Genomic DNA, 20370 nt, shown 5'->3' with positions numbered 1-20370 from the left:
CGCCGGTCAGCGGAACTGCAACCAGAAGTGCCAGCAGCTGCAGCCAGGGAACTTCCACCGAAGCGCTCATTTCCGTAGCACTGGCAATCAGCACTGCGGGCAAGGCCCCCGCCGAACAACCGAGCAACGCTCCCAAACCGGACGTGAGCAGCGCTTGTGCACCGGCCAATCCTTTCCGCAGTCGGGGTGAGGCGCCCACTGCAGCAAGCGTCGCGTGATCCGGGCGCGCATCCGCAAGGGACAAGCCGGCGGTAATACCGGCAGCACTGAACGTGATCAGTGCGCTGATGGCAACAATCGACCAGGTCATCCATGGATTCTCCTGCGTGGTGCCCGGCTCCACCCAAAACCCTGCTCTGGGTTGCTGGTAGACGGCGGCAATGGCGGCAGATGCCGCATCCACCTCAGCCGCGGACGGGTACCGGTTCAGCTGAACCAGAAGCTCAGCGGGCCCAGGCTGCATACCGAGCCGTTGGGCTGTCTGTTCGGAAATGAAGCCGTAGTAGGGAACGGCTTCAGCAGGCTCAACAACGGCGGCGGCAAGGGCAGTACTGCTGACAGTTTCATGCAGCAAATAGGGGTCCGGATGTTCGGCCTGAGTGCGGACGTCCTGCGCCAGCAGCACGGTTTCTCCATCGCGGACGAAGACTGGGTTGGTCACCACCATGCCTCCGGCCTCAAGGACAGCCATTGCCTCTTGATTTGCTCCACGCCCAAGCACGGCGCGGATGACCTCAGCATCACCGACCAATATTGAACTCTGGGAGCCCGGCGACTGGGCGAGGGATCCCCGGCACCGCCAGTCGTCACGGTCCAGAACCCTTCCCTGCGGGGTGAGGGGGCATGCATTGCCCGAAGGTCTTGCAAGCGAATATTGCAGGCAGTTGGAGGTCGCAGTCCTGGCCGGAACCGATAAATCCGTCCCCGGTCCGAAAGCGCAGTTTCGAACATAGGCCGGTGCACTGATCGCCTGTGTCCAGGCAACACTGTCAAGGGCACCCGTTACGGCGGAAGAAAGATCCGCTGCGTCGATGTTGACGGGCGGCCGACTGCTGCCGTCAGCCGGCATAGGATGCTCGATGGACAGCGGCAGAAAGGCCTGGTTCTCCAAGGCGCTCCAGTGATGGTTTTCCCGCATCCCGGCCTGCTGACTGGCCAAGAGGACCAGTGCTGCGCTCGCCAGGGTGGCGGCGGCGAGAACAGCGGCCACTGCCGGTATCGTGCGGCCACGGTTCCTGGTGGAGTCACGGGCAGCCAGCCGCATAGACAGCGGCAACCAGCCCGTTCTGGCAGTCAGGACCACAATGGCCCAGCCGACGATGAGAACAAGGCCCACCACGGCAAGGACGGCTCCCGCAATCAACAACCCTGCAACCAGAGGCAGCTGCTCGGCTTTCCTGTCAGGATCGGTGGCTGAGTGCCGCAGCAGCCATCCCGTGGCCAGCAACCCTCCGGCCACGAGCAGCAACGCGGCCCCGGCCAGGCTTGTCCGTTTTGCATTGCCGGCGGGGGCCCTGCCGGATCTGAGGGCGCCAAGCGCCGCCTGCCGGGCCACGTGATTCGCAGGAGCCATCGCCGCAAGGATGCAGCACACCAGCCCCATAACCATGGAGACCAGCGTCAGCGGCACGTCGGGATGGAAGCCGGAAAAGCGCGGGGAACCCATTGAGCGAACCCAGTGGACCACGGCTGCCGCCGAGCAGAGGCCCAATACCGCGCCAGACAGGACGGCAATCCCGCCCAGCCACAGTCCCCCTGCCGTCACCACTGAGCGGACTGTCGGTGAATCGGCTCCTGACGCCGCCAGGAGCGCAAGCTCCCGAACCTGCCTTTTGGCACCTACGGCGAAAGCAGCTCCTGCCAGGAGGCCAACCTCCAGGAGCGCCAGTGCGGCGATCAGGCCGAACGTGGCAAAAAGCGCCACGGAGTTCGAATGCTGCTGGGGAAGTGCGACGCCCTGGATAGCCCGCTCATCCGCGGACGGCGGATTGAGTACCACGCCGCGCGACAGCACACCCACACCTTGGCTGTTGGCCTCGCGAACAACGGACCAAGCCACCGGTTCCGGGCCAACAAGGTAGTAGGACATTGACTGCCAAGATCCTGGTTGCTGGTCCAGAACAGAATCCGGCACCTGCCCGTCACGCAGGAAAATAAAGGAGCTCCGGTCCGAAGCATCGGCATCGCGGAGGGTTCCGACCGGTACAAAAGAACCCGCCGACGTCGTGATTTGTTCACCCAGCCCAAGGCTGAACCGCTCCAGCAAGCCCGGAGATACCAGGACCTCCTCCGTGGACCTGGGAGCCCTTCCCTCAAGCAGTGCGTACTTTCCCGCAAAGGCGGGATGCAGTGCGTCAACCAGCTGGCCCTGCAGGGACACCATAGCGGCCCCCACACCCGTGGTCAGGTCCAACCGGCGTTGTGCCAGAACTTCATAACCCGGCGGAATCAGGTCCGCGGGGTCCGCGCCCTTGAAGTCCGCATCATGGACTCCGGTGCTGTGCGCAACCATTGTGTCGTTCAGCGGATCCTGGACAGAATCCGCGTTGGGCACAGGCAGGGCACTGAACCGGGCCTGCGTTCCCCCGAGTTCGTACCGGACAATCTCTTCCGGAGTTTTCTGCGTGCTCTGGAACAAGGAAACAGCCCCGGTCATGCCGGCTACCGGAAGCATAATCAGCAGGATAATGAGCAGCGAGCGCCCTCTATGCCGGTTGATGTCCCGCCGGGCCATGCGCAGGGCAACGCGGAAACTGCCCCCGCGCCCGCCCGGGGCCGGAGCGAGGTCCAACGGCATCAGAGGCCTGCCTGCGCCAGCAGAACGGCGGGATCCTGGAGTGCAGCCGCCTGGTCCACAATGCGGCCGTCGCGAAGGAACACCACGCGGTCCGCCCAGGCCGCATGCCGGGCCTCATGGGTGACGAGCATAACGGCGGCACCTGCCTCCGCACGGGAGCGCAGTACTTCCATGACCCCTTGGCCGGTAGTGGAATCGAGTGCTCCCGTCGGCTCGTCCGCAAGGATCAGGCGCCGTTGTCCCACGACGGCACGGGCTATGGCCACGCGCTGCTGCTGGCCTCCGGACATCTGGTCCATGAACCGGTCCGCCAACTCGGAAATTCCCACCTGCCGCAGCGCGTCCAGCGCCTGCCGGTGGGCTTTCCGGGATGAAGTGCCGTCCAGTTCCAGCGGCAGCGCCACGTTCTCGGCCGCAGTCAGGGTGGGGACCAGGTTGAAGTCCTGGAAGACGTAGCCGACGGCGCGGCGCCTGAGGCGCGCCAGGTCATTCAGCCCCAACCGCGCCAGCGGCGTTGACTCAACAAAGACAGCGCCCGACGTCGGACGGTCCAGTCCCCCGGCGAGCGCCAGCAGAGAGGACTTGCCGGACCCGGACGGTCCCATGACCGCAACGAACTCTCCCGCATCGATGGTGAGGTCAACGTCGCGAAGTGCGGCAACCGCCGTCGCGCCCTCCCCGAAGGTCTTGCTGACCCCGGCAAGTTCCAGGACCTGCTGCGGACCCTGGACGCTCACCGGCGGCTGTCCGCGTTGAGCGGGGCGGTGTCTTCCGTAACCCCGTTGGAGGTCTTGCGTGCCTGCCCGGCGGACTGGGCCTGCTGGACCATCCTGGCTTCACAAAGATCCAGCCAGCGGACCTCGGCTTCCGTTTGGAAGATCAGGGAATCAAGGACCAGCAGCCAGGCAGTGTCCCCCGAGCGCTGGCTCGTGGCGCTGTCCCTGCGGGCCTTGGTGTAGTCCTGCAAAGCCCTGATGGAAGCTACCCGCTGCGCCTGGATGATGCTTTGCACGTCCACCCCCGGGATGGTGACGGCGAGCGCCAGCTTGATGGCAAGTTCGTTGCGAGGCGGGTTGTTTCGCTCCACCGGAGCCGCGAACCAGCTCCGCACTTCCGCTGTGCCGGCGCCGGTGATGCTGTAGATGACATGGCCCTCGCCGTCGTCACCATCCTTGGAGACGAGGCCGTCGCGTTCCAACCGGTCCAGCGTGGTGTACACCTGCCCGATGTTCAGCGGCCACGTGGCTCCTGTGCGGTTTTCAAACTCGACCCGCAGCTGGTAGCCGTAGCGCGGCTGGTCCTGCAGCAGGGCGAGGAGGCTGTGGCGGATGGACATGGCGCTCCTTGCGCTTGAAAGCGTTGGTATGCACGCTCCCCCAAGGCGCGTGCATACCGCGTATGTTTGAGCGTAACGCAGGAGGGCCTCGGAGGCAATACTCAGTATCTATAGGACGTGGTGGGCCTACATCAGCAGGAGAATCTTCCCCACGTGGTCGCCGCTATCGAAGTATTCATGTGCGGCCTGGACCTGGTCCAGGGGAAAGGTCTTGGCCACCAGCGGACGGATCCTGCCATCGCTGACCAATGGCCAGACGGCATCGCGGACCGCGTTCATGATGGCACCTTTTTCTTCGACCGGTCGGGGCCTCAGCGCCGTTGCCACCACCGCGGCCCGCTTCTTCAGCAGCTGTCCCAGGTCCAGCTCCCCTTTGGTGCCGCCCTGCAGGCCAATCACCACCAGCCGTCCGTAGTCGGCAAGCGCGTCCACATTCTGCGGCAGGTACTTCGCACCAACGACGTCGAGGATCACGTCAGCGCCACGCCCGCCATTCTGCTCGCGCAGGCTCGCAGGAAAATCCTCTTCGGCGTAATTGATCCCAATATCGGCACCGAGGAAGGCTTTCGCTGTCCCCACCTTTTCGTCCGTGCCGGCCGTCGTTGCCACTTTGGCGCCCAAGGCCTTGGCCAGCTGGATGGCCATGGTACCGATACCGCCGGTGGCTCCATGGATCAGGACCGTCTCTCCGGCCTGGAGCTGGGCTGTCATGACCAGGTTGGAATAAACCGTAGCGGCCACCTCCGGCAGGGACGCCGCCGTCACCAGGTCCACGCCGTCGGGAACCCGCAGGACCTGCTCAGCCGGCACCGCTACCTGCTGGGCATATCCGCCGCCGGCCAGCAGTGCCACCACCTTGTCGCCCAGGGAAAAGGGCTTGCTGACGCCAGGGCCAAAGCCTGCGATCCGGCCGGAAACCTCCAGCCCCGGAATCTCCGATGCACCGGGCGGCGGGGGGTAAAAACCCCTGCGCTGCTGCACGTCCGCGCGGTTCAGGCCGGCGGCGACAACGTCGATCAGCACCTCCCCGGGTCCGGGTACCGGAGCGTCGGCATCGCGGACCTCCAGGACTTCCGGGCCGCCCGGTTCGGATATATAGACGGCTTTCATGAACACTCCCGTTTCTGACTGAATACTGGCTGCAACCAGTGTGCACCGGACAGCTTCCGGACTCTGTTTTGTTGCAGGCAAGTGCCTATGAAACACTACTAGTCGAGGAAGGTTGTCCGAGCGGCCGAAGGAGCTAGTCTTGAAAACTAGTGTGCGGTAACCCCGTACCAAGAGTTCGAATCTCTTACCTTCCGCGATTGGAACCCCTGTCCGCCAGCATGCTGGCCGGCAGGGGTTCTTCGTTTATCCCGGCAACTGCGGGCGATCCGCCGGAACGGGCCCGAACTATTGAGGGTGTCAGAGCCCCGGCATAGTATTTCGAGCCCCTCCAGGCTGGTTCCACGCGTCGCAAAAATGTCAAAAGAAGTGCCGGCCGGAGCTTCCCCTGAAGCTACCGGCCGATATCCTTTTGTGATGGCCGGCACACATGGGGCGCCGGCCGGTGAGGCGCGACGTTCCGCTGGGGAACGTCCTGCCGAATGCACGCGCTATCAACCTTGCGTTCATTCAGCGCTGTTGTGATGTGCCGGATACCACTTGACCAGGAGCAGGATCCGGGCCCTTGTCCGTCGGTAAAAACCTGGACACCTTCCATCGGCTCCCCCACCGGGGAGGCCCTTCTGAAAGTAAGAGCGGATGCATCAGACAACTTGGAAACTGGCGCTGGGGACAGCGCTGTCGGCGGGGCTAATAGCTCCCTTCGCAGCGCTTCCTGCTGCTGCCGACTCTGTCGCTGAGGCCTCAATGGCGGCGGGAACCTCGCCCGTTGTGATCAATGAGGCGTATCTCAGCGGTGGCAGCGCCGGTGCTGCCTACAAAAACAAATTCGTTGAACTGTACAACTCCTCGGACGCTCCGGTTCCCCTGGACGGCTGGTCGGTTCAGTACCGCGCCGCCCCAGGCATCGCAGCCCCCACCGGCGTGGCTGCGCTGACCGGTTCCATCCCAGCCAAGGGGCATTACCTCATCCAGGGAGGAAGCAATAACGGTGGCGCTGCCGGTGCAGACCTGCCGGCAGCGGACCTGGTGGCCACCGGCATCAACCCCTCCGGCAGCGCCGGAACACTCATCCTTGCAAAACAGCGCACCGCCGTCTCCCTGGGCACCGGATCCCAGGTGGAGGCTGCCGGCGTGGCCGATCTCCTTGGGTACGGCAGCTCGAACACTTTCGAAGCGCAGGCAGCCGAGGCGCCAGCCAGCAACACCGACGTCAGAAGCCTGAACCGCGCGGCCGGCGCGGACAGCAACAGCAACTCCGCGGACTTCTCGCTCAGTGCCAGCATTACCCCGACGGCGGCGGGTGGCACCACGACGCCGGATCCAGAGCCCACACCAGATCCAACCCCTGACCCCACGGCCACCCCTTCAACCCGGACTATCGCGGAAATCCAGGGCACGGGCACCGAAAGCCCGCTGACCGGGTCAACGGTTACCACCACGGGCAAGGTCACGGCAGTCTTTCCCATCGGAGGGCTCAATGGCTACTACCTGCAGACCTCGGGAACCGGCGGGGATCTGACGGCAGCCAACCATGCGGCGTCGGACGGAATTTTCGTTTACTCCCCCGCCACCGCGGCTTCGGTCCAGGCCGGAGACCATGTTCAGGTGACGGGGGCGGTGGCCGAGTACTTTGGCATGACCCAGCTCAACGTCACCGCAGCGGCAGGGCTCACCAGGCTGACAGAGCCTGCCCCCGAAGTGAAGGCCACTACCTTCACTCTGCCCGCCAACGAGATCTTCCGTGAGTCCCTGGAAGGCATGCTCCTGGCACCCCAGGGCCCGCTGACGGTGACAGACAACTACACGCTGAACCAGTACGGCGAGATCGGCCTCGCAGGCGGAACAACTCCACTGGTACAGCCCACCGCCGTCGCTGCCTACGGCTCGGCCGAGTACACGGCAATGGTGGCGGAGAATGCCGCCCGAGGCATCAAGCTCGATGACGGCTCCAGCACCAACTTCCTCAGGGATGCCGCCACGAAGGCGCAGGTCCTGCCCTACCTGACCACCGCTGACCCGGTACGGGTGGGCTCCCCCGTCACGTTCACTACCAACGTGGTCCTCGGCTATGCCAACAATGCCTGGAAGCTCCAGCCACTGACCCACCTGACGGAGGGCAACAAGGCCACGGTACAGCCGGCCACCTTCGGTGCCACCCGCACCGAAGGCCCCGCCGCGGTAGGAGGCAACCTCAAACTCGCCTCCTTCAACGTCCTCAACTACTTCCCCACCACAGGCGACACCTTGGGGGGTTGCACCTTCTACGAGGACCGGGCAGGCAACCCCATCACTGTCCGCGGTGGCTGTGACGCCCGCGGCGCCGCCAGCGCTGAGAACTTCGAACGGCAGCAGGACAAGATTGTCGCGGCCATCACCAAGGCCGGCGCGGATGTTGTCACGCTGATGGAGATCGAAAATTCCGCACAGTTCGGCAAGAACCGGGATGACGCCCTGGCTAAGCTGGTGGATGCGCTGAACGTCCAGACTCCGGGCATCTGGGACTACGTCCGTTCGCCTGCCAACGCGCCGCCGCTCAGCGACGAGGACATGATCCGCACCGCCTTCATCTACAAGAAGGCAGTTGCAGAACCTGTGGGTGAGTCCATCATCCACAACGACACCGCGGCATTCGCCAGCGCACGCAAACCGCTGGCCCAGGTCTTCAAGCCAGTGGGCGGCGGCGCCGGGACAGAGTTCATCGCCATCGCCAACCATTTCAAGTCCAAGGGCTCCGCTGCCACTCCGGAGGACACGGACAAGGGACAAGGTGCATCCAACCTGGCGCGTACAGCCCAGGCGAAGTCCCTTCTGGAGTTCACCAAGTCCCTGCAGCAGTCCAAGGGCGAGGACAAGGTCTTCCTCATCGGCGACTTCAACGCGTACGCCAAGGAAGACCCCATCAACGTCTTCACGGCCGAGGGCTTCGTCAACCAGGACGACAAGGCACGCAACACCGACGGCGCCGCCGAGCACTCCTACGTGTTCGGCGGAATGGTGGGTTCCCTGGACCACATCCTGGCTTCCCCGGCAGCAGACGCCGCGGTCACCGGAGCCGACATCTGGAACATCAACTCGGTGGAATCCGTGGCCCTGGAGTACAGCCGTTACAACAACAACGTCACTGACTACTACGTACCGGACCAGTACCGCGCCAGCGACCATGACCCTGTGATTGTGGGCTTGAACCTGGAATCCGCACCCGCCACCGTTGACCTGAATTTCCTGGGCATCAACGACTTCCACGGCAGGATCGACGCAAACACGGTCCAGTTGGCCGGCACCATTGAGAAGCTCCGGGCCGCAGCCGCCCCCGGCGCCACCGCTTTCCTCTCGGCCGGCGACAACATCGGGGCGTCGCTGTTTGCGTCCGCCGTCGCCAAGGACCAGCCCACTATCGATGTGCTGAACGCCCTGGAGCTTCAGGCATCCGCAGTGGGCAATCATGAGTTCGACGGCGGCTGGGCGGACCTGCGGGACCGCGTCGTCGCCGGCGGTGCCAACGCGAAGTTCCCCTACCTGGGAGCCAACGTCTACAGGAAGGGCACCACCGAGCCGGTCCTGCCCGAGTTCACCGTCCTGGACAGGAACGGGATCAAGGTGGCCGTCATCGGCACCGTCACGCAGGAAGTTCCCTCCCTGGTGACCCCCGCCGGCATCGCCGAACTTGAGTTCGGCGACCCGGTGGACGCGATCAACCGTGCAGCTGCCAGGATCACCGCGGAGAACCTTGCCGACGTCATTATTGTGGAGAACCACGACGGCGCCGGCTCGGGAGCCGTGGAAGGCGCCACGCTGGAGGAGGAAGTGGCAGCGGGCGGCCCCTTCGCGAAGTTGGTCACCCAGACTTCTTCAGATGTCGACGCGATCTTCACCGGGCACACCCACAAGGAGTACTCCTGGGACGCCCCGGTCCCGGGCGTCGAGGGCAAGACCCGCCCGATCGTCCAGACGGGCAACTACGGCGAGAACGTGGGGCAGATCCAGCTCACCGTTGACACCGCCACCAAGGAGGTGACGGCGTACAAGGCCGGCAACGTCAAGCGGACCACTGATCCCGCCGCTGACCTGATCGCCGCCTTCCCGCGGGTTGCCGCCGTCGACGCCATTGTCAAGAAGGCACTCGCGGATGCCGCAGTCGTGGGCAACCAGCCCGTTGGCGCTGTCACGGCGGACATCACTACGGCCTTCACCACTGACGCCGCCGGTGTCGCCAAACGTGATGACCGCGGCAGCGAGTCAACCCTGGGCAACCTGGTGGCCGATTCCCTGCTGGATTCGCTGCAGCCGGCGGAACTGGGCGCCGCCGAAATCGGTGTGGTCAATGCCGGCGGACTCCGGAACGAGCTCTACTACGCCCCGGACGGTACCATCACGTACGCCGAGGCGAACGCGGTGCTGCCGTTCGTGAACAACCTCTGGACGACATCCCTGACGGGTGCCCAGTTCAAGACAATGCTGGAGCAGCAGTGGCAGACCAACCCGGACGGCACGGTACCCAGCCGGGCCTACATCCAGCTCGGCCTGTCCAAGAACGTGAACTACACCTTCGATGCAGCCCGGCCCGCCGGAGACCGCATCACGTCCGTCCGGGTGAACGGGGCCGCGCTCGATCCGGCCAAGTCCTACCGGGTGGGTACGTTCAGCTTTCTGGCCACCGGCGGCGATAACTTCCGTATTTTCACTGAAGGGTCCAGCACCAAGGACTCAGGGCTGGTGGACCGGGACGCGTGGATCGGATACCTGCAGAAGAGCAGCCCCGTCTCGCCTGACTTTGCCCGCCGCTCCGTGGCCGTTACCAACACCATCCCGGGCCAAGTCCGGCCGGGTGAGGCCCTCACGCTGGCAGTGTCCAAGCTGGACCTGACGTCGCTCGGCAGCCCGGTCAACAAGACGCTGTCAGCCGTGTTCACCGATTCTGCGGGCACGGCGACCCAGCTCGGATCCGTGCCCGTGGAAGCCGGCGCAGCAAACGTCAGCCTGCCCGTTCCCTCGGGCGCCGCTGCCGGTACAGGAACCCTGGTCCTCACCGCAGCCGAATCCGGCACGGTAGTCACTGTTGACGTGACGGTGGCAAGCGTTCCGGTTGAGCCGGTGTGTACCGTGCCGGCCAAGCCGACCAAGTGGTACGACGTCCTGGGCTGGATCCGCTACGCTGCAGCCTGGCTCCAGTACCAGGTGTGCCTGCGGGGCTAAGGAGCTGGTTTCGGCGGCCCGCCGTCAACGCTCTCTCACATAATGTGCGTATTCCTCCAAGGCTCTCTCACCCAAGTGGACTGGGTGAGAGAGCATTGGGTTTTGAGGCACATCAAGTGAGAGAGCGTTGGGGTTTGCTACAGCCCCAGGATGGCGCCGGCGATCTCATCGGCGTCGCGCAGGGTGCGCTGGCCGCTGCGGTAGTTCGGCCCGCCGGACTGGACGGCTTCGGCCGCGATGGCTGTGCCCCACTGTGTGGAGGAGAGCTGCAGTCCCAACACATAGAGGCCTTCCGTCACGGAACCGTTCGCTGCCAGCGGCCGGTAAGGGTGTGGCTCAACATCCAGCCCGGTGGACTGCACTGGCGCGCCTTCCACCGACATCATGAGGCGCGGCCGCACCAGGCCATCAGCCAGCAGCTGCTCCAAAACCGGCGAATCGCTTGCGGAGACCCTGTTTCCGGGCGCCAGTGCCTCCACCATGGTCCGTGCAGCCACCGGTGCATCGTCCACCCACGGCGAGAAGGCGGTGAAGACGCCATTCCTGCGGTCCACCCCGAACTTGGGGTCGGGCCCCACAAAACTCACCACTCCTGCCCTCGCCAGCGCTGCGAGCTGTTCGGAGCGCAGGGCAGGAGGCCCGCTGGCCAGTCCTTCCACAAACGACTCGAACCAGCCACGCAGCCCCGCGACCCAGGATTCATCGGTGATGCCGCCGTCGGCTACCGCCGACTTCAGCACCGCCCGGCCGTGGTGCAGGGCACCGATGGCCATCTTCACCGGATCATCTTCACCAAGCGCGGAGCGGCGCGCATCGTCCAGCAGGTACTCTACAACGGCGGCGTCGAGTTCAGCGCGGGACGCAAAGGACCGTCCGGCCAGCGGCGCAGCGAGCCCCGGAAGGTCCAGCCGGTGCCGGGGCCCCACGTGGACAGCGAGGACGCTTTCCACGCTGTCCTCCCAGTTCGCGGCACTGTGCGCGTGCGGGTGGAGTGCCTCGTCAAGGGCCTCAAGGAAGGCAGGCGAATCAGGCACGGCATTCGGCTGCGAGCGCACCAGGGTGGAGTAGTAGGCCCAGAGCGCATCACGGTGCAGGAGGGGCCAGAAGTCATGGTCGAAGGCAGGGCGGATGCCGGCCTTCGTGAAGCGTTCCAGCGCAGCCTCGGTGAAGTAGCGAAGGGTGACGGATGCCGGGTAGTACCCGCTCAGCGCAGCCTTGGCGCGGTAGGGGGTTCCCCTGCGGGACGCAGCAATGATGTGCGGTTCCTGACCCGACGGCTCATAACGGAGCACGGACCCGTTGGCGATGAATTTGCCGCCGCGGCCCTCGGTCAGCTGGCCCATGGTGTCGAAGAAGTTCAAGCCCATGCCCCGGACCAGGACAGGTTCCCCGGACGGAACCAGGGACCAATCCACGTCCGCCGGCACCGCAGGAGGGAAATACCACAAGCCCAACTGTTCAGCCGAGGCTTGCAACTCCCGTTGTTCAGCATTCAGCCGGGACGGGATGTGACCCAGCGCCAGCACCACTGACCCGGTGCGAATCGTGGCTCCGGTGGCCAGGCCGACGTCGAACGTTCCGTCAGCGGAGGGCCGCACCGACACTGCGGACGTTTCGTGGAAGTCGATGGTCACGCCGTCGGGCGCTTTCCGCGTCAGCTCCTCCACCGTGCTGCGAAGGTACCGGCCGTACAGTGCGCGGCTGGGGAAATCACTGGAGGTGAGGACTGACAGTTCAGCGAGTTCTTCTTCGTTCAGGGACGGCAAAGGGTCCTTCTGCTGCCGGGCCCGCCACTGGTCGAAAGTGGTGCCGGCGACGGGGGGCGCCAGGGCAGGGTCCTGCGGAATCAGGGTGGGATAGAAGGACTGCGTGTTCATCAGGAACAGCCGGGACTGTCCCGGCTGCCACACGTGGCCGGGACCTGCCGGGTAAGGGTCGACGACGTCGATATGGAGCCGCACCGGGCCGGCTGCGGCCGCGGCCAATGCGGCACTGCGGGCAAGCAGGCGTTCCAGGACACTGGCGCCCCGGGGACCGGCGCCGACAATGGCGGTCCGGATGCTCTGCGTTTTTTCCACGGCATCCAGAGTACGGGCTGAAAACAAAGTCTGCGCCGGCCGCTTGACTTGCCAGCCATCCGCGGATGTTGTTTGGATGGGGCTCATGACCACCACTGCAGCTGATCCAGCGCCCGCGTCCGGTTCCGGCGATACCACCGGCACCGCCCCCTCGGGCATCGCGCCCGAGCCCACTGACGAGAATGTCTGGCTCGAGGAGATCTACGGGGAGCAGCAGCTGGCCTGGGTGAAGGAACAAAATTCGCGCACGGAGGACCTGCTGGAGGACGCCGGCTACGTGGAACTCGAGGGCAGGATCCTTGAAGTGCTGGACTCCACGGACAGGATCGCCATGGTGGGCAAGCGCGGCGACTGGTACTACAACTTCTGGAAGGACCAGCAGAACCCCAGGGGCCTCTGGCGCCGCACCACCTGGGACAGCTACTGCACAGATACCCCAGACTGGGATGTCCTCCTGGACGTCGATGCACTGTCCGCTGCCGAAGGCGAAGAATGGGTCTTCCACGGGGCAACCTTCCTCCGCCCGGCCGCAGATGAGCCTTACCGCCTGGCGCTGCTGGCGCTTTCCCCAGATGGCGGCGACGCCAACCGCTACCGGGAATTCGACGTGGAGTTACGCAGGTTCGTGGACCCGGCGACGGGCGGCTTCGATTTGCCGACGGCGAAGGGGAACGTGTCGTGGCTGGATGCAGACACGCTGCTGGTCGCCTCCACGGCTGAGGGGCTTCCTCGGACGGCCTCCTCCTACGCCCGGACAGCCGTCACCCTCAAGCGCGGCGCCTCCCTCGGCGAAGCGCACCGCCTGTTCGAGGTGCCGGAGAACCACATGATGGCAGTGGTGGCCCACGACTCCACGCCCGGGTTCGAACGGACCTTCGCGGTTGACTACATCGACTTCTACAACAGGAGGAATTCCGTTCTGCGCGACGGCTCGTGGCTGGTCATCGACGTCCCAACCGACGTCAACGTCAGCGCCCACCGCGAATGGCTGCTGTTCCGTCCCCAGCAGGACTGGGTTGTGAACGGGACAACGTTTCCTGCAGGATCGCTCCTTGCCGCCCGGTTTGAGGAATACCTGGCCGGTGCGCGCAACATTGCGGTGCTCTTCACCCCGGATGCCAGCACCTCGCTGCAGTCCTGGAGCTGGACCCGGAATTTCCTGCTGCTCAACCTGCTGAAGGACGTGTCCTCCGAGATTCGCGTTCTCAACCCGTCGCAGTCAACGGACGATGCCAACGGAGCCTGGGAGTCCACTCCCCTGGATGCCTGCCCGCCGCTGCACGACGTCAACGCCTACGCGGTGGACGATGAAGACGACGGCGGCGCCGGCGACGATTTCTGGCTCGTTGCCACCGGCTTCACCACCCCCAGTACGCTGATGCGGGGCACTCTGGAGTCCGCCGCTGCGGGGACCCCCGGGGTGGTGAGCCGGCAAATGACGGTCAAGACATCGCCGTCGTTCTTTGCCGATGATGACTATGAAGTGCAGCAGCACTTCGCCGTTTCCGACGACGGAACCCGGGTTCCCTACTTCCAGGTCGCCTCCCGCGATCTCCCGTTGGACGGGCAGAACCCCACCCAGCTTTCCGGTTATGGCGGCTTTGAAGTTTCCCGCACTCCTGCCTACAGCGGCACCGTGGGCAGGGCCTGGCTGGAACGCCGGACTTCGACTTCCACCGGCACCAACGTGGAACTATCCCACTCCAGGGGCGGTGTGTACGTGGTGGCCAACATCCGCGGCGGCGGAGAATACGGCCCGGGCTGGCACCGGGCGGCCCTGCAGGAGAACCGGCACAAGGCCTACCAGGACTTCGCGTCCGTGGCACGGCACCTGATCTCCCGCGGCGTCACCTCACCGGAGCGGCTGGGGTGCGTCGGCGGCTCCAACGGGGGACTCCTGGTGGGCAACATGCTGACGCAATACCCGGAACTGTTCGGAGCGGTTTCCTGCGGCGTGCCGCTGCTGGATATGCGCCGCTACACGAAACTGTCCGCCGGCCATTCGTGGATCGCGGAGTACGGTGACCCTGACGTCCCCGAGCAGTGGGAATACATCAAAACATTCTCTCCGTACCACCTGCTCAAGGACGGGGTGGAATACCCCGAGACGTTCATCTGGACCGCCACTTCAGATGACCGCGTAGGTCCGGTGCAGGCCCGCAAGATGGCTGCCCGGATGCTGGCCATGGGAATCCCGAACGTCTGGTTCCACGAGGCGCTGGAGGGAGGCCACGCCGGAGCCTCTGACAACCGGCAGGCTGCTGCGCTGCAGGCCCGAAGCCAGCACTTTCTTTGGAAGGCGCTGGCGGGCGGGATGGTGTAGCCGTGTCCCTGGCCGTGCGGCGGGCGGTACCGGCTGACGTTGAGCGGCTGGCGGAGGTCCACGTCCGCTGCTGGCAGGAGACCTACCGCGGCATGCTCTCTGAGGGTTTCCTGGCATCACAGGTGCCCACCAACCGGTTGGCGCTATGGCAACACCTCTTGGAGAGGGCAGAGCCAGCGGAGGCCTGGGTGGCCTGCGACGACGGCCTGATCGTGGGGTTCGCGGGTATCCGGAGGGTGCCGTCCGGAGACTCCTGGCATACATCAGGGCCGCCGTCTTCGGGGGACCTGGAATTGTGGGGACTCTACCTGTTGGCATCGCACCAGGGACTGGGGTTGGGGCGCCGCCTCTTGGAGGCAGCGCTGGGCGACACTGCGGCAAGCCTGTGGGTGGCTGCTGAGAACGAGCGTGCGATTGGCTTCTACCGGCACTTCGGGTTCACGCCCGACGGCGCGGCGGATGTGATCCCTGACTGGGAAAACCTGCGCGAGATCAGGTTGGTGCGGCCCGGGCAGGCCCCGCGTCTGTAGTGCAGGCGGATCCCCGGGGCACTTTGAAGGGCCGGGCGGCCCGTTTTGCACTGCGTGCCACGTTCTGCGTATCCTTGGTGGGCTAGGAATAGCAATTGGAGACGTGCCAGAGCGGCCGAATGGGCTTCACTGCTAATGAAGTGTGGGGCACAACTCCACCGGGGGTTCAAATCCCCCCGTCTCCGCGTTTGGCCCCGGTCCAGGACCGGGGCCTTTTGCGTGCCCCCGATGGTGGTGCCTGCGGCGGCTATCGCCTGCGCTGGACTCCGGATGCGTCGGGCCCGCAATCACTCCACTTTCGCGCTTTGCACCCCTGCTCACGCCAGGAACACCCGCGCCGCTGACTTTCGCCCTGCTGGTCTGCAGCGGAGCTAGCTGGCTCAACCGGCCCTAACAGCCTGGGGGCCCGCTGCCCGGAGCCGACTGTCCCGGAGCCGACTGTCCCGGAGCAGGGCTGACGTCGGCCTGCGTAATTCGGGCGTGCCAAGTGGCTCTACCGGCCTCGTTTCACCCCGCCCCGTTTTACCCCGCCTCGTTTCACCCCGCCTCGTTTCACCCCGCCTGAGCAAGGACCAGCGGAAGGACAGCTCCCGCCCCGGCCTGCCTCACTGCCCGACCGGCAACAGTCAACGTCCAGCGGCTGTCCGCCAGGTCATCAATAAGCATCACCGGCTGCCCCTTCACAGCGGCCAGCGCAGCCTCGAGCTCGGGACCCACGATCAACCGGTCCCAGACGCCGGCCAGGCGGTAGGCGCTGTTGCCGCCGCGCCCTCCGGTGGGACCACCGTGCGCGAGCTGCAGCCCGCCAAGGTAGGGAATGCGTCCGATTTCTGCGATTCCCCTGGCCAGGGAGCCCACCAGCTCGGGCTTGCTCCGGGACGGAATACTCACGATCGCGGCCGGCCGCCCCACTCCGCTCCACCCAGGTTTGCGGGCGTCACCGGAACCCCACTCCCGCAGGACCTGCACGCAGGCCTGCAGCATGGCCGGATCCACGGGCCGGTCTTCAGCGCCGGCGGCAAACAGACCGCGCAAGGCACCACCCCAGCCAAGGTCCGTCAGCCTGGCCAGGACACGCCCTTCGGCCAGACCTTCTGCCGGCTTGAGCTTCCCCTTCACCTGCACGCCAAGGCGGTCCATGCCGCTGGGCCACTGCAGCCTGGCTTCCAGCACCCCGCCTGCCCGGCTGAGGGTCTGGCCGGCGGCTTCCGTAGCGGTCTCTGCTATGTCGGCCGGGAACCAACGCCCTGCACAGTTGTCGCACCGGCCGCACGGGCGGGCCGTCTCATCGTCGAGGACGGAGGTGATGTATTCCATCCGGCACCCGGCGGTGTCCTGGTAGACCACCATCGAGTCCTGCTCGTCCACGCGCGCCTCAGCGATCCGCTGGTACCGCTCGGCGTCGTAAATCCACGGCTGGCCCGTGGCCCGCCATCCGCCTCCCACCCGCTCCACTGCGCCGTCAACGGACAGGACTTTAAGCAGCAGTTCGAGCGGGGTGCGGCGGAGGTCGACCCGTGCTTCCAGGGCCACCGTGGAAAGCGCAGTGCCGGCTTCTGCCAAGGCAGTGAGGACGGCCGCTGCTTTCTCTTCGGAGGGCATGGACGCGGTCGCGAAATACTGCCAGATGTCCCGGTCCTCCGAGCCGGGAAGCAACAGTACGTCGGCATTGGCGGCGCCGCGGCCGGCACGGCCAACCTGCTGGTAGTAGGCCACCGGGGAAGACGGCGCCCCAAGGTGGACCACAAAGCCCAGGTCGGGTTTGTCGAAGCCCATGCCCAGTGCGGAAGTGGCCACCAGTGCCTTGACCTGGTTATCCTTCAGCAGCTGTTCGGCACGTTCCCTGTCTGCTGGATCGGTGCGACCGGTATAGGCGAGCACGTCATGCCCGGCTTCGGTGAGGAGCCGTGCGGTATCTTCTGCGGCTGAGACAGTCAGGGTGTAGATGATGCCGCTTCCGGGCAGGTCGGCCAAATGCGTCAGGAGCCAGCCCAGGCGCTGCTTCGAATCCGGGAGGGACAGGACACCCATTCGCAGGGAGTCACGTCCCAGGGAACCGCGGATGGTGAGGACTCCGTCCCCCAGCTGTTCCTCGATGTCGTGCACCACGCGGGAGTTTGCCGTTGCGGTGGTGGCCAGCACCGGAACCGTATCCGGGAGTTGTGTGATCAGGTCCTCGATCCGCCGGTAGTCAGGGCGGAAGTCGTGGCCCCAGTCGGAGATGCAGTGGGCCTCGTCAATGACCAGCAGGCCGGTCCGCCGGATCAGCTCCGGCAGCTGGGTTTCCCGGAAGGACGGGTTGGTGAGCCGCTCCGGGGAGACCAGCAGAACATCCACCTGGTCCGCGGCAAGCTGCTCACGGACGGCGTCCCATTCCAGCTGGTTTGCGGAGTTGATGGCGACGGCACGGACGCCAGCACGGGCAGCGGCAGCCACCTGGTCCCGCATCAGGGCAAGCAGCGGCGAAACGATGAGCGTAGGCCCGGCGCCGCGGCGCCGCAACAGCAAGGAGGCCACAAAATAGACGGCCGACTTTCCCCAACCGGTTCGCTGGACCACCAAAGCCCGCCTGCCGCCGTCCACCAGCGCTTCGATGGCTTCAAACTGCCCCTCATGGAAGGCCGCCCCGCGGTTCCCCACGAGCTCGCGCAGCACCTCCAAGGCCTGGTGGTGGGTTGCAGAATTGGCGGCAGGGCCGGCGGCTGGGTCTGCGATTGCTGTGGCGTGCTGGTTATCGACCATTGATTCAGTATCCCAGCCGCCCCTGACACCCGGCACCGAACGCAGCCCACATGTGGATACGGCGGAGATACAAAACACCAGTCGCGGAACCGCCGTCACATAGGGCGCCTGCCAAAGCGTCCTCCACCGGCGGCTGCCGCCGTCCACGTAAGATAAAGCCCGTGACTAGCGAACAGACAACGACTTTTGACCTTTCGGCATCCTTCAAGGCCTACGACGTGCGCGGCATTGTGGGCGAATCGATTACGGCCGAAATCGTCGAAGCCGTGGGGGCCGCGTTCGTGGATATCCTGCAGCTCCAGGGCCAGACCATCCTGGTGGGCGGCGACATGCGCCCCTCCTCCCCCGAGTTCAGCAAGGCCTTCGCCAGCGGCGCAACCGCCCGGGGAGCCGACGTCGAGCTCCTGGACCTGATCTCCACCGACGAGCTCTACTTTGCGTGCGGCTACCTGAACCGCGCCGGCGCCACCTTCACAGCCAGCCACAACCCTGCCGGGTACAACGGCATCAAAATGTCCAAGGCCGGCGCCGTGCCCATCTCATCCGAATCGGGGCTCAAGGACATCCAGGCCCTGGCCGAGCAGTACCTGAACACCGGCTCCATACCAGCGGCGGAAAAGCGCGGCCAGATCAGCGTCCGCGACGTACTCAAGGACTACTCCGAGTACCTCCGCAAGCTGGTGGACCTCTCCGGGGCACGTCCCCTGAAGGTGGTAGTGGACGCAGGCAACGGCATGGCCGGCCTCACCACTCCGGCAGTCCTGGGCGACGCCCTGCTCCCCCAGCTGCCCCTGGACATCGTCCCCCTGTACTTCGAGCTGGACGGCTCCTTCCCCAACCACCCGGCCAATCCCCTTGAGCCGGAGAACCTCCGCGACCTGCAGGCTGCAGTGCTCCAGCACGGTGCGGACATCGGCCTGGCATTCGACGGCGACGCTGACCGCTGCTTCGTCATCGACGAGAAGGGCGAGCCCGTCTCGCCGTCGGCCATTACCGGGATGGTGGCCCGCCGCGAGATCGCCCGCGCCAAGGCGCAGGGCGAAACCACGCCCACCATCATCCACAACCTCCTCACCTCACGTGCCGTGGCCGAACTCGTGGAGCACGACGGCGGCCGGGCTGTCCGCACGCGTGTTGGCCATTCCTTCATCAAGGCAGTCATGGCGAAGGAAGGGGCGGTGTTCGGCGGAGAACACTCCGCCCACTTCTACTTCCGTGACTTCTGGAACGCGGATACTGGCATGCTGGCAGCAATGCACGTCCTGGCCGCCCTGGGCGAGCAGGACGGGCCGCTGTCGGAACTGGGCCGCGAGTACGAGCCCTACGTTTCCTCCGGCGAAATCAACTCAGAGGTCGACGACAAGGCAGCAGCCGTTGAGCGGGTCCGTCTCGCCTTCGCGGACGAAGACCTCACCATCGACCAGATGGACGGCAGCACGTTCACGGCCAACGACGGCAGCTATTGGTTCAACCTGCGCCCGTCCAACACTGAGCCTTTCCTTCGGCTCAACGCTGAGGCCACCGACCGCACCACCATGGAGCGGATCCGGGACCGCGTCCTGTCGATCGTGCGGGCATAGCAGCGCATGGCTGAGGACAGCGAGATGGACTCCGGAGCAGGTACCGGCGGCCAGGCGTCCTGGCGGGAGTCCGTGTCGGAGAGCACGGCCACGGACCTCGAGAACCTCTTGGGGACAGGTATCAGCGCCGCCCAGGAACAGCTTCAGCGCAACGGCGGCTTCCTGCCCTTCGCCCTGACAGTGCAGAACGACGGCGAGGTCCGGCTGGTTGCCGTTTCCCCCGCGGATGCCCAAGAAGGCTCCGATGGCGACTTTGACGCCGATGCCATGATCAGCGATCTCACGGCCCTGCTGCGCCAGAACCGGGAGGACTTCCGCGCCGCGGCGGTGGTTTGCGACATTTTGCTGGTGGAGGAGGACTCGGACGCGATCCACGTGGCCACCGAGCACCGCGAGGGCCCGGTGTTCGCCGCCGTTTTGCCCTATTCCGCCGATCCCGCCACCCGGACGTGGGAGTTCGGCGAGCTTGCGGCAGACGCCAGCGAGCCCGCTATCTGGGTGGACTAGCCCTGGCCCGCCCATGAAAATCAATGCTTTTGCCGACGTGAGCCTGCGGGCCCTCATGGTGCTCGCAGCTGCCCCCGGCGGGACGCTGCTGACTACGCTAATCATTGCGGATACAGTGTGAACGCCCTACAACCATGTCAGTATGGCTATGGCCAAACTCCGCAGCCTGGGGTT

The 20370-nt window shown here is 65.5% G+C and carries 11 protein-coding genes, 2 tRNA genes and 1 pseudogene; 8 read left to right on the top strand and 6 right to left on the bottom strand.

Features of this window, described 5'->3' with window-relative positions:
* The 4 genes from AC5RWX_RS20525 to AC5RWX_RS20510 form a co-directional block, all read right to left on the bottom strand.
* Positions 1 to 2797 (bottom strand): FtsX-like permease family protein (locus AC5RWX_RS20525; protein ID WP_494098159.1); only part of this gene is annotated, 2797 nt, incomplete at its 3' end.
* The gene (locus tag AC5RWX_RS20520) at positions 2797 to 3534 is read right to left on the bottom strand and encodes an ABC transporter ATP-binding protein (RefSeq protein WP_494098158.1); all 738 of its coding nucleotides are present in this window, start codon (positions 3532 to 3534) and stop codon (positions 2797 to 2799) included. The genes AC5RWX_RS20525 and AC5RWX_RS20520, both read right to left, overlap by 1 nt.
* Positions 3531 to 4133: a PadR family transcriptional regulator gene (locus tag AC5RWX_RS20515; RefSeq protein WP_494098157.1), complete on the bottom strand. Its 603-nt coding sequence runs from the start codon at positions 4131 to 4133 to the stop codon at positions 3531 to 3533. The genes AC5RWX_RS20520 and AC5RWX_RS20515 overlap by 4 nt, the downstream gene beginning before the upstream one ends.
* Before the next feature lie 126 nt (positions 4134 to 4259).
* A complete protein-coding gene (locus tag AC5RWX_RS20510) occupies positions 4260 to 5243 on the bottom strand; it encodes an NAD(P)H-quinone oxidoreductase (protein ID WP_494098156.1) in 984 nt (327 codons plus the stop codon).
* A 106-nt stretch (positions 5244 to 5349) separates the two neighbouring features.
* On the opposite strand from AC5RWX_RS20510, the gene AC5RWX_RS20505 reads away from it, so the two are divergent.
* Together AC5RWX_RS20505 and AC5RWX_RS20500 are read left to right on the top strand one after the other, a co-directional pair.
* A tRNA-Ser gene (locus AC5RWX_RS20505) sits at positions 5350 to 5437 on the top strand.
* 442 nt (positions 5438 to 5879) lie between these two features.
* Positions 5880 to 10436, top strand: a complete 4557-nt coding sequence (locus AC5RWX_RS20500) for an ExeM/NucH family extracellular endonuclease (protein WP_494098155.1) — start codon at positions 5880 to 5882, stop codon at positions 10434 to 10436.
* Between the two features lie 137 nt (positions 10437 to 10573).
* Here AC5RWX_RS20500 and AC5RWX_RS20495 read toward each other — a convergent pair whose 3' ends face one another.
* A complete protein-coding gene (locus AC5RWX_RS20495) occupies positions 10574 to 12514 on the bottom strand; it encodes an FAD/NAD(P)-binding protein (protein ID WP_494098154.1) in 1941 nt (646 codons plus the stop codon).
* 85 nt (positions 12515 to 12599) lie between these two features.
* On the opposite strand from AC5RWX_RS20495, the gene AC5RWX_RS20490 reads away from it, so the two are divergent.
* From AC5RWX_RS20490 to AC5RWX_RS20480, 3 genes are all read left to right on the top strand, one after another.
* Complete coding sequence (locus tag AC5RWX_RS20490) at positions 12600 to 14837, top strand: prolyl oligopeptidase family serine peptidase (protein ID WP_494098153.1); 2238 nt, start codon at positions 12600 to 12602, stop codon at positions 14835 to 14837.
* 2 nt (positions 14838 to 14839) lie between these two features.
* On the top strand, positions 14840 to 15367 hold the full coding sequence (locus AC5RWX_RS20485) for a GNAT family N-acetyltransferase (RefSeq protein ID WP_494098152.1): 528 nt from the start codon (positions 14840 to 14842) through the stop codon (positions 15365 to 15367).
* Positions 15368 to 15464: 97 nt separating this feature from the next.
* Positions 15465 to 15552, top strand: a tRNA-Ser gene (locus tag AC5RWX_RS20480).
* Positions 15553 to 15919: 367 nt separating this feature from the next.
* On the opposite strand, the gene AC5RWX_RS20475 is transcribed toward AC5RWX_RS20480, so the two are convergent.
* Entirely contained in the window at positions 15920 to 18109 is a 2190-nt protein-coding gene (locus AC5RWX_RS20475; RefSeq protein WP_494098151.1) for a RecQ family ATP-dependent DNA helicase, read from the bottom strand.
* A gap of 161 nt (positions 18110 to 18270) precedes the next feature.
* Between AC5RWX_RS20475 and AC5RWX_RS20470 the strand changes: the two genes are divergently transcribed.
* The 3 genes and pseudogenes from AC5RWX_RS20470 to AC5RWX_RS20460 form a co-directional block, all read left to right on the top strand.
* On the top strand, positions 18271 to 19689 hold the full coding sequence (locus AC5RWX_RS20470; protein ID WP_494098150.1) for a phosphomannomutase/phosphoglucomutase: 1419 nt from the start codon (positions 18271 to 18273) through the stop codon (positions 19687 to 19689).
* A gap of 6 nt (positions 19690 to 19695) precedes the next feature.
* Positions 19696 to 20196, top strand: a complete 501-nt coding sequence (locus AC5RWX_RS20465) for a hypothetical protein (RefSeq protein WP_494098149.1) — start codon at positions 19696 to 19698, stop codon at positions 20194 to 20196.
* A gap of 13 nt (positions 20197 to 20209) precedes the next feature.
* A pseudogene (locus tag AC5RWX_RS20460) lies at positions 20210 to 20314 on the top strand (Rrf2 family transcriptional regulator); the annotation flags it as partial.
* Positions 20315 to 20370: the final 56 nt, after the last annotated feature.

The sequence above is a fragment of the Arthrobacter sp. SPT-J7 genome, from assembly GCF_059089965.1.
This window is presented reverse-complemented; position numbering and strand designations above follow the sequence as displayed.